Annotated in this window: 13 protein-coding genes; 8 read left to right on the top strand and 5 right to left on the bottom strand. The window is 69.5% G+C overall.

Going from position 1 to position 12704, the window contains the following annotated elements; translation table 11 throughout:
- Nucleotides 1–43: 43 nt before the first annotated feature.
- From KME78_RS20860 to KME78_RS20850, 3 genes are read right to left on the bottom strand one after another with little or no spacing between them, the layout of a single operon-like run.
- Complete coding sequence (locus KME78_RS20860) at nt 44–691, bottom strand: HEAT repeat domain-containing protein (RefSeq protein WP_246651475.1); 648 nt, start codon at nt 689–691, stop codon at nt 44–46.
- A gap of 49 nt (nt 692–740) precedes the next feature.
- On the bottom strand, nt 741–1358 hold the full coding sequence (locus KME78_RS20855) for a hypothetical protein (protein WP_219530762.1): 618 nt from the start codon (nt 1356–1358) through the stop codon (nt 741–743).
- Between the two features lie 50 nt (nt 1359–1408).
- Nucleotides 1409–2446 (bottom strand): Lrp/AsnC family transcriptional regulator, encoded by a 1038-nt coding sequence (locus KME78_RS20850; protein WP_219530761.1) that lies wholly within the window; start codon nt 2444–2446, stop codon nt 1409–1411.
- 157 nt (nt 2447–2603) lie between these two features.
- Between KME78_RS20850 and KME78_RS20845 the strand changes: the two genes are divergently transcribed.
- The 8 genes from KME78_RS20845 to KME78_RS20810 are packed head-to-tail and all read left to right on the top strand — an operon-like array spanning nt 2604 to nt 10530.
- The gene (locus tag KME78_RS20845) at nt 2604–3842 is read left to right on the top strand and encodes a metal-dependent hydrolase family protein (RefSeq protein WP_219530760.1); all 1239 of its coding nucleotides are present in this window, start codon (nt 2604–2606) and stop codon (nt 3840–3842) included.
- Nucleotides 3843–3854: 12 nt separating this feature from the next.
- Nucleotides 3855–4742 (top strand): sugar phosphate isomerase/epimerase family protein, encoded by an 888-nt coding sequence (locus KME78_RS20840; protein ID WP_219530759.1) that lies wholly within the window; start codon nt 3855–3857, stop codon nt 4740–4742.
- A gap of 55 nt (nt 4743–4797) precedes the next feature.
- Nucleotides 4798–5922, top strand: a complete 1125-nt coding sequence (locus tag KME78_RS20835) for an ABC transporter substrate-binding protein (protein ID WP_219530758.1) — start codon at nt 4798–4800, stop codon at nt 5920–5922.
- Nucleotides 5886–6326, top strand: a complete 441-nt coding sequence (locus tag KME78_RS20830; RefSeq protein WP_219530757.1) for a periplasmic substrate-binding domain-containing protein — start codon at nt 5886–5888, stop codon at nt 6324–6326. Before KME78_RS20835 ends, KME78_RS20830 begins: the two co-directional genes overlap by 37 nt.
- Before the next feature lie 26 nt (nt 6327–6352).
- Complete coding sequence (locus tag KME78_RS20825) at nt 6353–7294, top strand: ABC transporter permease (protein ID WP_219530756.1); 942 nt, start codon at nt 6353–6355, stop codon at nt 7292–7294.
- Nucleotides 7291–9069, top strand: a complete 1779-nt coding sequence (locus KME78_RS20820) for a dipeptide/oligopeptide/nickel ABC transporter permease/ATP-binding protein (RefSeq protein WP_219530755.1) — start codon at nt 7291–7293, stop codon at nt 9067–9069. The genes KME78_RS20825 and KME78_RS20820 overlap by 4 nt, the downstream gene beginning before the upstream one ends.
- The gene (locus KME78_RS20815; protein WP_219530754.1) at nt 9066–9890 is read left to right on the top strand and encodes an ATP-binding cassette domain-containing protein; all 825 of its coding nucleotides are present in this window, start codon (nt 9066–9068) and stop codon (nt 9888–9890) included. Before KME78_RS20820 ends, KME78_RS20815 begins: the two co-directional genes overlap by 4 nt.
- A gap of 22 nt (nt 9891–9912) precedes the next feature.
- Nucleotides 9913–10530, top strand: coding sequence for a response regulator transcription factor (locus tag KME78_RS20810; protein WP_219530753.1), 618 nt, complete (start codon nt 9913–9915; stop codon nt 10528–10530).
- 25 nt (nt 10531–10555) lie between these two features.
- On the opposite strand, the gene KME78_RS20805 is transcribed toward KME78_RS20810, so the two are convergent.
- Both KME78_RS20805 and KME78_RS20800 read right to left on the bottom strand, forming a co-directional pair.
- Nucleotides 10556–11068 (bottom strand): flavin reductase, encoded by a 513-nt coding sequence (locus KME78_RS20805; RefSeq protein ID WP_219530752.1) that lies wholly within the window; start codon nt 11066–11068, stop codon nt 10556–10558.
- Nucleotides 11069–11164: 96 nt separating this feature from the next.
- Nucleotides 11165–12634: a PAS domain-containing sensor histidine kinase gene (locus tag KME78_RS20800; RefSeq protein WP_219530751.1), complete on the bottom strand. Its 1470-nt coding sequence runs from the start codon at nt 12632–12634 to the stop codon at nt 11165–11167.
- Nucleotides 12635–12704 lie beyond the last annotated feature (70 nt).

Below are 12704 nucleotides of genomic sequence, written 5' to 3'. Positions count from 1 at the left end.
TGACCCCGGACCGTCGGGCCACATCACCGATCAACACTGCCCATCACTCCTCCTTGCCGGTGCCGCCGAGGGCCACGACGCGCTTGGCCTCCTCGATCGCGAACTCGAATCCGGCATCCGGGTCGTGCAACAGCCGTTCCGTGGCGATCGCGTGGGCGCGCACGCGCGGGTCGAGATCCGTCATCGCCACGCTCAGCGTGGGCACGATCACCTCACCGAGCGCGACCATCGCCCGGCTGAGGCTCAGCTGCGTCTCGCGTTCGCCGCGCCCGAGCTGTGTCGACAGCACCGCAGCCAAGGCGGGTTCTTCACCTTCGGGTACGAGCACGACCGCCGTCCGCCAAGCGCTCCGCGCCACCTCGTCGTCGGCGTCGCACAGAAGCGCCCGGGTGATCGCCGGCCACGCTCGCCGATCCCCGATCTTGGACAGCGTGTGCAACGCCTGACTACGTGCCTGCGCATGCTCCGAGCGGAGTTCCTTGAGCAGCTCCGGAACCGTCATGGATGCCGCGTGCCGGGTGAGTGCCCACGTCAGCATATCGCGCACATGGAACGCGGGTTCGATCGCGCAACGTTCGATGAGCTTGTCGATGAACCGCGGGTCAGGGGTCGTACCGACCGCCATCGCCGCCCGCAGCCGTACCGACGAGCTGCTGTCCTCCAGCGCCTGAAAAGCTCGAACCGTATCCATGTCTTTGCTCTGCATGGTCGACAGTGAAGACCTTGTCACCGTGTCAAGGTCAAGCGGGGAGCTGGGAGTCCAGTTCGTCTGCTCGCCGGAGGTCCTTGGGGCGGCCCAGGGCGCGACGCATCCGGATGAGGTCCTGCCGGGAGACGTAGTGGACTTCCAGGCCGCCCGGGTCGACCGCGGTGATCGCGTGGTCGAGGAACTCCTGGACCTGAAGGTCGCCCCAGGGGAGCGCCGGGGTGCAGCAGTCGCCACTGGCCCCGGGCGAGGTGAACTGCGCTTTAGGGCGGAGGAAGGAACCCGGGTGATTCGGTACGGGGTTGCCCTTGTCATCGATCAGCTGGGCGTCGGCGGAGGTGAACGCGGCCGCCAGGGCCGGGGCGTGCGCCGGGGTGCCATCCCAGAGCAGGTCCAGGTCGCCGGTCAGCTCCGTGGATCCATGCATGATGCCGGCGACCTGCCCGATCACCACGACCCGGACGCCGCTGCGATGGAGGGCTTCGAGCAGCGGGAACGGGTCGAACCCGATGGCATCGTCCGTGCCGATCGTGCCGACGACGTCGGCGTCCTGGTGGCTCAGCCCGGTGCTCGGCCGGTTCAGGGCCAGTTCGCGGGTGCGTCGGGCGGCGGCGCGGAGTCGGTCCAGCGGTTCGTCGATCATCTGATCCATGTAACACCTGGCCGCATTCATGGCGCACGCGAATTTCGCATCGGCGCGGATCAGCGGTGCTGGGGCATCGCCGAGAACGGGGGAACGGTGTTCACGCACCGGCCCGCCGCGTCGAGGATCCGTCCGCTGTGCTTGATGACGCGCAGGGTGATGGCGCGGTCGTCGACCGCCATGCGGGGCAGCCGGGCGGTGAGCCGCTCCTCGAAGCGCACCACGTCCGACGTGGTACGCAACCACGCCTCCAGATACAGGTTCTGTGGCCCGGCGGTGAGAAAGGCGACGCGGACCTCGGGGATCGCGGCCAGTTCCTTGTTCGTCTCGGCCAGGGAGTCCATCGGCACCCGCGCCCAGAAGCAGGCGGTGACCGGCCAGCCCGACAGCGTCCGCGCCATGTCGCAGCGCAGTGTCAACTGTCCGCTGCCCAGCAGCGCGTTCATCCGGCGGCGTGCGGTGGCAAGGCTGGTGCCGATCTCCGCGGCGAGTTCGGCCAGGCCCAACCTGCCGTCCCTGGCCAGCGCGCCGGCCAGGGCATGGTCCACCTCTCGCAGCGCGAGGGGCGGGGCCGGTCGCGGGCGCGCCGCCTCGCTGAGGCGGGCCGCCGCGGCGGGCTCCAGGTTGCGCAGCCGCCAGCGGCTGCTGGCCCGTGCGTCACCGACCATCAGGTAGCTGCCCATGCGCGCCACGCCAGGTAGCCGGCCGGGGCGTTCCAGCAGGTAGTGCGAGAGATCTTCCAGGTTCCGCGCCACGACCAACGCGACCAGGTCCCGGCGTCCGCTCATGAGCTTGATGCCGTACGCCTGCGGATCCGCCGCCAGGGTCTCGGCGACCTCGACGACGCGTCCTGGATGGCAGTTGATCTCCAGGATCGCCCCGCATTCCTGCGTGAACCCGTTGGTGAGGAAGCCGGTGACCCAGGCCTGGCTGCCGGACCGCATCCGGCGCCAGCGTCGTGACGCCGTGGCCGGGTCGACCTGCAGGACCTCGCCGACGAGCGACCATGGGGCGCGGGGGTGGATCTGCAGGGCGTTGACGATCGCCAGGTCGAGTTCGTCGGGCAGCTGCGCGGCGGAATCTGGCCGGTCGGCCATGTCATATCCCTGCATCTCAAGGTTGGGCGTAATCCGGCATTCAGCCGACCGTGGTGAAAAAATCCGGCGAATTCCCGGAGTTCGGCGAATGTCGTACCGAGACTACCGGCCTAAGGGCTCCACACCACCGGCGCGAACTCACCCCTGGAGACAGCCAATGACCTGGGCTCCGGCCTGCGACACCTCCCTGCGGTTCGAAGGCGCCGTGCTCATCGACGGCTCCGGCGCCCCGCCCGTTCCGAACGCCACGGTCATCACCGATGAGCACGGCCGGATCAGCTACGCCGGCTCGGCCGCCGAGGCACCGGCCACCTCCGAGGCGGTCGTGATCGACGTGACCGGGCACACCCTGCTGCCAGGGTTCTTCGACTGTCACGTCCACATGGCCATGACGCCCGGCCGCCGGCTGACCGAAGGGCTCGGCGCCGACCCGGTGGTGGACGTCTTCGCCACCGCCGGTCGGCTGCGCGAGACCCTGCACGCGGGAGTCACCACCGTCCGCGATCTGGGCGGCACCCCCGCCGGCTTCCGTACGGCCATCGAGCAAGGCCTCATCGAAGGACCTCGCCTGCAGGTCGCCGTCAAGGTCATCGGGCATACCGGCGGCCACGCGGACTGCTCGCTACCCAGCGGGATCAACGCCGCTCCCTGGCTCACCGAGCTCGCCGACACCCCTGATCAAGTACGCGTGGCCGCTCGCAGGATGCTCCGGGACGGCGCCGATGTGATCAAGGTGTGCGCCACCGGGGGCATGGGCAGCCCACACGACGATCCGGACGACGAGGGGCTGACCATAGAGGAGATGCGGGCGGCGGTCACCGAGGGTCGCCGGCATCGTGGCCGCAAGGTCGCAGCCCACGCGCAGGGAGCCGCCGGAATCCGCAACGCTCTGCTCAGCGGAGTCACCAGCGTCGAGCACGCCTACGGCATCACCGATGAGCTGTGCGACCTCGCCCGTCAGCAGGACGCGTTTCTGGTGCCGACCCTGGCGACCGCGTTCCGGCCGCTCGACCCGGCCGCCATGCCCGAATATCACTATCGCAAGAAGTCCCGCTGGGCGGGCGTGACCAAGGAGAACATCGCCCGCGCCATCTCCCATGGCGTCAAGATCGCCGTAGGTACCGACGCGGGAGTGACACCCCATGGGTTCAACCTGCGAGAGCTGTCCTACCTCGTCGAACTCGGCATGGAGCCGATGGCGGCCATCGTCGCCGGCACCCGCACCTCGGCGGAGCTGCTCGGCCTCGCCGACACCCTCGGCACCGTCGAGGCAGGCAAGATCGCCGATCTCGTCGTCGTGGCCGGCGACCCGCTCGCCGACATCTCCCTCCTCGGCCGTCCGCAGAGCGTCGTCCTGGTCGCTCAGGCCGGAGTCGTACGCAAGAACCTGCTCTGAAAAGGACCAGATATGAAGATCAGCCGAAATCGCATCGCCATCAACCCCCTGCAGTGGGTGGCCAGTCCTGATGGCTGGATCGACCCTTCGCTCGCGCCACCGTTGGCGGAGCAGCTGCGGACGATCCGTGAGGCCGGACTCACGGCCGTGCACAGCTCCGTGCCCGCCGGCGTGACGGTCGAGGACTACGCGAAGGCGCTCGCCGATCACGGGCTGAGCGCCGCGCCGGGGTACCTCCCGGTACGGCTCAGCGACGACGCGACCGAGAAGGCGCAGGCGATGGAGAGCGCCGCCCGAGCGGCCGAGCAACACGCGGTGCTGGGCGTGCCGACGATGTTCCTGGCCATGGGCATGGCCAAGGACGCGCCACGCGTGGCCCGGCCGGCCGTCGGTCACCTGGCCGACCAAGACCGTCTGGAACGGGTGCGGGACCTGCTGGCCGAGGTGGCCGGCGTCATCAGGGCCGGCGGGATCATTCCGGCCTTTCACCCGCACGTGGGCACCTGGGCCGAGACAGAGGAGGAGACCCGGTTCGTCCTGGACACCGTGGACGCCTCGCTGCTCGCCTTCGGCCCGGACATGGGCCACCTGGCCTGGGCCGGCGCGGATGCGGCGCAGCTCGTCCGCGACTACGCCGACCGGGTGGCGAGCGTCCACATCAAGGACCTCCGGCTGACGATCGCCGAACAGGCCAGGAGCGAGGGCTGGGACTACCGCAGGACCGTCCTGGCCGGCCTGTGGTCCGAACCGGGCCAGGGCGACGCGGACGTCGACGGTTTCCTGCGGGCGCTGCCGGAGGACTTCGACGGCTGGCTGATCGTCGAGGTCGACCGCGGCGCCCAGGCGACGCCGGAGGACAGCGTCCGGCTGTGCGGAGCATGGGCTGCCGCGCATACGTAAAAGTTCCTGCGACCAGAGCAGGAGGAGCGGGGGAGAAGGAACCAGTGGAGAAGCCATGCACAAGACAGCAACGCTCATAGGAGCGGGAATTCTGATGTTCGGCGCGGCGGCCTGCGGAAGCGGGGGAGCGTCCGCGTCCGGCGGAACGAGCGGAACGAGCGGAACGGGCAGCGTGCTCACGCTCGCCCAATCGGTGCCGGCCAAGCCGTGGGACCTGGCCAAGGCCAGCATCGGCCCGGAGGCCTACTACTATCAGCCGGTCTACGACACACTGATCCGCCTCGACGCTCAAGGCGCCCCGGCCCCGAACATGGCTCAGTCGTGGAGCTACGACGGCAAGCAGACCACGCTGACCCTCAAGCTCCGCCCGGGCCTGAAGTTCACCGACGGCACCGCGGTCACCGCTCAGGTGGTGAAGGACAACCTCCTGCACACCAAAGGCGGGGCGGACACGGCCGCCGCGCAGTTGGCGGACATCGCGGGAGTCGAGGCCGTGGACGACACCACGGTCGCCATCAAGCTCGACCACCCCAGCCCCTCGCTGCTCCCCGCGCTGGGCCAGGTCTCCGGGATGATCGCCGGCCCCAAGGCGCTGACGGACCCGCAGACCCCGATCGGCTCAGGCCCGTACCGGCTGGACACCTCGGCGACCATCGCCGGCCAGCAGTACACCTACGTGCGCTACCCCGGCTACTGGAACGCCCGGGCCTTCCCCTACGACACCATCGTCATCAAACTGCTTCCTGACCCGACGGCGAGGACCAACGCCCTGCTCGCGGGCCAGATCAACGGCACCCTGGTCAGCCCCCAGAGGGTGAAGACCGTCCAGGACGCCGGGATGAAGACCGTCGTCTACTCCTCCGGTGACATCGAAGGCCTGTTCATCTGGGACCGTGCCGGTAAGAAGGTGCCCGCGCTGGGCAACGTCAAGGTCCGCCAGGCGCTGAACCACGCCTTCGACAGGCAGAGCATCGTCAAGACCGTGAAGCTGGGCCTGGGCAAGGCCACCACGCAGGTCTTCGACCCGGATCAGCCGGCGTACGACGCGTCCCTGGACGACAGATATCCCTACGATCCGGCGAAGGCGAAGCAGCTTCTGGCGGAGGCCGTTACCCGGACGGCTTCTCGGTCACCATGCCGGACATGGCGTCCCTCTTCCCTCAGCAGCAGGCGGCGCTGACCCAGGCGCTGCAGAACATCGGGGTCAAGGTCACGCTGCAGAACCTGCCCACCAACCAGATCTTCACCACCATGCTGTCCGGCAAGTACCCGATGTCGTTCTTCAAGCTCGGTGCCCCGAGCGACTGGGGAACGGTTCAGCTGCAGCTGAAGAAGGACGCGACATGGAATCCGGCCAAGTATGAGGATCCCAAGGTCGACGCCCTCGTCTCGCGGATCGAGTCGGCGACCGGGGCGCCGCGGGCGGCCCTGATGAAGCAGCTCAACGCCTACGTCGTCGACCAGGCGTGGCACGCGCCCTGGGACGTCATCCGGTACGTCTACGCGACCACGAAGGACGTGACGGTGACGCCGCAGCCGGGCTTCCAGTATCCGCCGATCTACAACTTCAAGCCCGCCCAGTAGCGGACGGCGGCGGGAAGGAACGCACAATGGCTCTGTTCTTGCTCCGGCGCCTGGTCGCTGGAGTGGTCATGGTGTTCGTCGTGGCCACGGGCACATTCGGGCTGCTGAGCCTGGCCGGCACCGAGGTGGCGCGCAACATCGTGGGCGAGACCGCCACCCGGGCGCAGGTCACCGCCAAAGCCCACGAGCTGGGACTCGACCAGCCACTGATAGTCCAGTACGGGCGCTGGCTCGGCGACGCCGTACGAGGTGACCTGGGACGATCCTGGTTCACCGGTGCTTCCGTCGGCCAGTCCCTCGCGACCACGCTCCCGGTCACCATGTCCATCGTCATCGCCGGACTGCTGCTCTCGGCGGTCGTCAGCGTCGCCCTCGGCGCGACGGCGGCGCTTCGAGGCGGCTGGATCGACCGGATCCTCCAGATCGGCGCGGTACTCGGCACGGCGCTGCCGAGTTTCCTGATCGCGCTGGTGCTCGCCGTGGTCGTGGCCGTCAAGCTGCGGTTGCTGCCCGCGACGGGATACGTCGCACCGACCCGATCCGCGGCGGAATGGCTGAGCTCGATCACCCTGCCCGCGCTCTCCCTGGCGATCGCGGCGACCGCGGCGACGGCCATGCAGGTACGCGGCTCGCTGATCGACGTGCTCCAGAGCGACTTCGTACGGACGCTGCGCAGCAGAGGCCTCGGCAGGGGCAGCGTGGTGTTCCGGCACGCGTTGCGCAATGCCGCCCCGCCCGCGCTGACCGTCCTCGCCCTGCAGTTCATCGGCCTCATCGGGGGAGCGGTGGTCGTGGAGAAGGTGTTCGGGCTGCCGGGGATCGGTTCGCTGGCCAACTCGGCCACGACCCAGGGCGATCTGCCCGTCCTGCTCGGCACGGTCACCGTGACCGTCGCCGTGGTGGTGCTGGTCAACCTGCTGCTGGACATCGCGTACGGCTGGCTCAACCCGAAGGTGCGTGTCCGATGACCGAAAAAAGTGCGCCACCACCCTTCGCCGCACCGCTCAAGCGCGACCACCTCATGCGTCGTACCCTGCGCGACCCGGCGGCCCTGGGGGGCCTCGCGGTGCTGGTGCTGGTCGCCGCCGCCGGTGCGGCCGCCCCGCTGCTCTCCCCGTACGGTCCCGACAGCAGCGCGTTGTCCGCGATCCTGGCACCACGTTCCGCCGCCCACCCGCTCGGCGGAGACGGGGTCGGACGGGACGTGCTGGCCAGGCTGCTCTACGGAGGCCGCACCAGCCTGATCGGCGGGGCCATCGCGGTCCTGGTCGCCTTCGCGATCGGTGGCCCGCTGGGCCTGGTCGCCGGCTTTCACCGGGGCTGGGTGGACGCGGCCGCCCGGTGGGTCAACGACGTCATCATGGCGGTCCCCGCCATCATCGTGATGCTGGCGGTGATGGTCGTCATCTCCCAGGATCTCAATGTGGCGATGGCCGTCCTCGGAGTGATCGTCGCGCCCTTGGTCTTCCGCCTGATCCGCGCCTCGGTGATGGCGGTCCGTGAGGAGCTGTACATCGACGCGGCCCGCGTCTCCGGGCTCGGCGAGGCCCGTATCCTGCGCAGGCACGTGCTGCCCATGGTGATCGCGCCCTCGGTGAGCCAGGCCGCCCAGCTCTTCGCGATCGCGATCGGCATCCAGGCGGGGCTGGGCTTTCTCGGGCTGGGCAAGGCGTCCCAGGCCAGCTGGGGGGCCATGTTGAATGATGCCTTCACCAACGTCTACAACGCCCCGATTCTGCTGCTGTGGCCGGGCGTGACGATGGCGGCGACCATCGTGGCCTTCGGCCTGCTCGGCACGTCCATCCGTGACGCGATGGGCGGCGACGACACCGTCATCCAGCCCGTCCGGCGCGGGCCGCGGCCCCACACCGCCGCGCCGGTGTCCGCGTCGGTGTCCGAAGGGGAGCGGCCCCTGCTGGCGGTCGATGATCTTCGCGTCACCTACGCCCGGCCTGACGGCGACCGTACGGTCGTCGACGGGGTGAGCCTGACGATCCACCGAGGTGAGGTGCTCGGTCTGGTGGGCGAGTCGGGATCCGGTAAGAGCCAGACGGCGTTCGCCGTGCTCGGCCTGCTGCCGCCGCAGGCGCGGGTCGGCGCGGAGCGGCTGGAATTCGACGGAACCGACCTGACCCGGCTTGGCGACACCGCCTACAACCGGCTCCGGGGCAGGCGTGTCGGCTACATCCCGCAGGAACCGATGTCCAACCTCGACCCCAGCTTCCGCATCGGATTCCAGCTGGTCGAGCCCATGCGCCGGCATCTGGGCCTGTCCTCGGCCGGCGCCCGCGACAAGGCACTGGCGCTGCTGGAGCGGGTCGGCATCCCCGATCCGATGCGGGTCTTCCGCTCCTACCCGCACCAGATCTCCGGTGGGATGGCCCAGCGCGTGCTCATCGCCGGCGCCGTCTCCTGCGACCCCGACCTGCTGATCGCCGATGAGCCGACGACCGCGCTCGACGTCACGGTCCAGGCCGAGGTGCTCGACCTGATGCGCTCGCTGCAGCAGGAACAGCGGATGGGAATGCTCATCGTGACCCATGATCTCGGCGTGGTCGCCGACATCTGCGACCGCGTGGCGGTCATGCGGACCGGCAAGGTCGTGGAGACCGCCTCGGCGCGTGAACTGTTCCACGCTCCGCGGCACCCCTACACCCGCACGCTGCTCGACTCCACGCTGGAAGGGGCCGAACCGCGCAAGGCGCTCTCCGCGCCGAGCCAGATCAAGGACGGAAGCCGATGATCCCGCGACCGCTGCTCGAACTCGACGAGATCGTGGTGGAATATCCCGGCAACGGCCGCCTCAAGCCCGGATTCCGGGCCTTGCACGGCGTATCCCTGTCCGTCGCGCCGGGGGAGACGCTCGGCCTGGTCGGGGAGTCCGGCTCGGGCAAGACCACCCTCGGGCGTGCGGTGCTGGGACTGGCCCCGGTGACCGCGGGCGACATCCGCTACGACGGCCGGTCCATCGCGCACCTCACCAGACGCGCACGGCGCGCGCTCAGCAAGGACATCCAGGTGGTCTTCCAGGACCCCTACACCTCGCTGAACCCGGCCATGACGGTGATGGACATCCTCACCGAGCCGCTCCTCGTCACAGGCGTCTCCCGATCCGAGGCCGAACGCCGCGTACAGGCTCTGCTCGACCAGGTCCACTTGCCGGAAGACGCCGCCCGGCGGCTGCCGCGGGAGTTCTCCGGCGGCCAGCGCCAGCGGATCGCGATCGCCCGGGCCCTGAGCCGCGGCCCGCGGCTCATCGTCTGTGACGAGCCGGTGAGCGCCCTGGACCTGTCCACCCAGGCCCGCGTACTCGACCTGTTCGTGGAGATCCAGGAGGCGACCGGGGTGGCGTACCTGTTCGTCACCCATGACCTGGCCGTGGTGCGGCACATCAGTCACCGGGTGGCGGTGCTCTACCGGGGCGAGGTCGTGGAGACCGACGAGGCCACCAAGATCACTGAGAGCCCGGACCACCCCTACACCCGACGGCTGTTGCTCGCCGCCATGGTGCCCGACCCCGACCGCCAGGCACAGCGGCGCGCCGAGCGGCGATCAATGGGATGACCGCGCCCACAGGATCAGGCTGATGAGCGGTGCGGAACCGGTCGTGCACATCGTGGACGACGATGACGACCTGAGGCAGTCGCTGGCCTTTCTCTTCGAGAGCGTCGGAATCCAGGCGCTCACCTATCCCGACGCCGTGACGTTCCTCGCCGAGTACGACCCGGCCGAGCCGGCCGTGCTGATCGTCGACGTCCGGATGCCTGGCGTGAGCGGGTTCGAGCTGCAGGAGCGGTTGCTCGGGCTCGACTATCCCGCCCCGATCGTCTTCTGCTCCGCTCATGGTGACATCGCGATGTCGGTGCGGGCGCTGCGACGGGGAGCGGTCGACTTCCTGGAGAAGCCGTACAAGCCGCAGCAGATGCTCGAGGTCGTTCAGGAGCAGTTGCGGGAGGCCGGGCGGCGCTTCACTGAGCACGCTCACCGGCGGGCCGTCCGTGAACGGGTTGATTCGCTCACCGCGCGGGAGCTCGAGGTGCTCAGACTGGTCGTCGATGGCCTGCCCAGCCGGCTCATCGCCCGCCGGCTCGGCACCAGCGTGAAGACCGTCGATGTGCACCGTGCCCGGATCAGGGCCAAGACCGGCGCCGAGAGCCGGGGCGCGCTGGTGCGTGATGTGCTCCAGCACCGGATCGAGCCGTGACGGCTCGGACGCTCGCCAGGAGGAGTCAGGCGCTGAGCGACGTGGCGGAGAGAGCGTGGAAGCGGCGCTGGAAGTAGACCAGCGCGCCGCCGTCCACACGCGCGGTGACCGCGTCGATCTCGACGAAGGCCACCGTGTGCGAGCCCTGCGTACGCCTGGTGACGATGCGTCCGACGACCGAGGCGAGCGCGTCGCGCAGGACGGGCACGCCATGGGTGTCGAAGTCCCAGGAGCCCGCGCCGAAGCGCTCGGAGGTCGGCACGTTCGTCGCGCCGGCGAAGTGCATCGCCAGCTCCTCCTGGTCGGTGCCGAGGACATTGACGCAGATGCGCCCGTTGGCGAGGACGATGTCGTGCGAACTGCTGGAGCGGTTGACGCAGACCAGCATGGTGGGCGGGGTGTCGGTGACGGAGCACGCCGCGCTCACCGTCACGCCTGCTCGGCCGTGCCGGCCGTCGGTGGTGACGACGTTGACGGCGGCGGACAGGTTCGCCATCGCGGTACGGAAACTGCGCTGGGCCTCGGTCTGGTCGTCCACGGCTACCTCCTGAGGGTGAGCGGGTGCTTCCGAAGCTAGGCCGCGACCGTCGGGCGCCGATAGTGAGACTTCATCCGCACCGGCTGAGGGTTTCCCCTACTCGCCGGGTTGCGCGAGCGGTAGGGCGAACCCGAACCGCGATCCGCCCTCGTCCCGTTTCGCCGCCCAGATCGTGCCGTGCTGACGGGTGATGATCCGGTAGCTGAGCGCCAGGCCGATTCCGCTGCCGTGCTCCTTGGAGGTGAACGACTCCGTGAACGGGTCGCGCGGCAGGCCCCGGCCCCGGTCGTCCACGGTGAAGGTGCCGTCAGCGGCCGTGGCGATGGCGATCGACTTCGCCGCGGACGGTGACTGCGCCATCTCGTCGACGGCGTTGAAGGCGAGGTTGAGCACCACCTGGCCGGTCAGCACCCGTTCGCAGCGCACCGGCACCGGCTCGGGACAGAGCCGGACCTGGACGTCGACGCCGAGCGGCGCCGCCCGCAGCCGGACGAAGTAGAGGCATTCCTCGACGATGTCGTTGAGGTCCGCCACCTGGCCCACCTGCTCCAGGTGGCCGACGAAGGCACGCACCGAGCTCACGATCGCGGCGGCGCGTTCGATCTGGTTGACCGCACCGGTGATGCCTTCCTGTAGTCGCCCCCGCTGCTCCACCTGCACCCCGGCCAGGAAGTTGGCGGCCGCCGCCAGCGGCTGGCCGAGTTCGTGGGCGATCGCCATGGCCATGTCGCCCATGGCGTTGTAGCGGGCCAGGTGGTTCTCCCGGTGCAGCTCGCGGCTGCGGCGGACCTGATCCTGGACCCGGTCGGAGACGTCGTGCAGGATCATCAGCAGGGCGTCGCCGTCTTCCTCCCGCAGCCGTTCCAGCGACCCTTCCAGCCACACCCGCTCGCCATGGGGGTAACACACCTCCAACTGGACCGGCGTGACCGGGGTGGCGCGGGTGAGGACGTCCGGCCAGCTCGCCTCGCGGCCGTCGAGCCGCAACCGGGCGAACGCGGTCAGCGGCCGCATCGGCTCGTCCGCCTGCTCGTTCACCGGTGCGCCGATCGCGCTGAGCGCGGTGTCGGTCGCGAAACGGATCATCCCTGTCGCGTCCAGCATCAGCGCGAGGGTGGAGGTGTAGTGGGCCAGCGCGTCGACGTACGACGTGGTGAGCCGCAGCTCGCGCTCGACCCGCTGCTCTCGCTCGATGTCGCGGAACTGCACCATGACCGCCGGCCCCTGGGCGAGCTCGACCCGCACCGCGAGGGCGTCCGTCGGGATGACCCGCCCGGACTTGGCGCGGTAGTGCCATTCGATCCGGCTCGCGCCCTTCTCCACGGCGTCCTGCAACCAGTCCCGGCCGATGATCCGGTCGTACTGCCGTGCCGGGCTGCTCATGTGGTTGGCCTTGAGCGGCCGGATCTCGTTCAGCGTGAATTCCAGCAGCTCGCAGGCGGCCGGGTTGGCCCACAGGATGTTCTTGGTCGCCGCGTCGTGCACGAGGACGCACATCCGGGAGGCGTTCATCATCGCCACGAAGTCGCCGGCGACAAGCTCGGGAGCCTGCGGATCCACTGACATCACCACAGCGTAGGTCCCGGGCCGGAGAACGGGTGTTAAAGAAATCCCCTACGTCAGCCCGAGGAAATGA

It is taken from the genome of Nonomuraea guangzhouensis (assembly GCF_019396345.1).
Classification (GTDB): domain Bacteria; phylum Actinomycetota; class Actinomycetes; order Streptosporangiales; family Streptosporangiaceae; genus Nonomuraea; species Nonomuraea guangzhouensis.
Note: the sequence above shows the minus strand (reverse complement) of the source record. Positions and strands in the feature narration are given on the sequence as shown.

Coding starts and splice junctions, on each gene's coding strand:
- KME78_RS20860 (WP_246651475.1), bottom strand. CDS start 691: ATGGATACGGTTCGAGCTTTTCAGGCGCTGGAGGACAGCAGCTCGTCG.
- KME78_RS20855 (WP_219530762.1), bottom strand. CDS start 1,358: ATGGATCAGATGATCGACGAACCGCTGGACCGACTCCGCGCCGCCGCC.
- KME78_RS20850 (WP_219530761.1), bottom strand. CDS start 2,446: ATGGCCGACCGGCCAGATTCCGCCGCGCAGCTGCCCGACGAACTCGAC.
- KME78_RS20845 (WP_219530760.1), top strand. CDS start 2,604: ATGACCTGGGCTCCGGCCTGCGACACCTCCCTGCGGTTCGAAGGCGCC.
- KME78_RS20840 (WP_219530759.1), top strand. CDS start 3,855: ATGAAGATCAGCCGAAATCGCATCGCCATCAACCCCCTGCAGTGGGTG.
- KME78_RS20835 (WP_219530758.1), top strand. CDS start 4,798: ATGCACAAGACAGCAACGCTCATAGGAGCGGGAATTCTGATGTTCGGC.
- KME78_RS20830 (WP_219530757.1), top strand. CDS start 5,886: ATGGCGTCCCTCTTCCCTCAGCAGCAGGCGGCGCTGACCCAGGCGCTG.
- KME78_RS20825 (WP_219530756.1), top strand. CDS start 6,353: ATGGCTCTGTTCTTGCTCCGGCGCCTGGTCGCTGGAGTGGTCATGGTG.
- KME78_RS20820 (WP_219530755.1), top strand. CDS start 7,291: ATGACCGAAAAAAGTGCGCCACCACCCTTCGCCGCACCGCTCAAGCGC.
- KME78_RS20815 (WP_219530754.1), top strand. CDS start 9,066: ATGATCCCGCGACCGCTGCTCGAACTCGACGAGATCGTGGTGGAATAT.
- KME78_RS20810 (WP_219530753.1), top strand. CDS start 9,913: ATGAGCGGTGCGGAACCGGTCGTGCACATCGTGGACGACGATGACGAC.
- KME78_RS20800 (WP_219530751.1), bottom strand. CDS start 12,634: ATGTCAGTGGATCCGCAGGCTCCCGAGCTTGTCGCCGGCGACTTCGTG.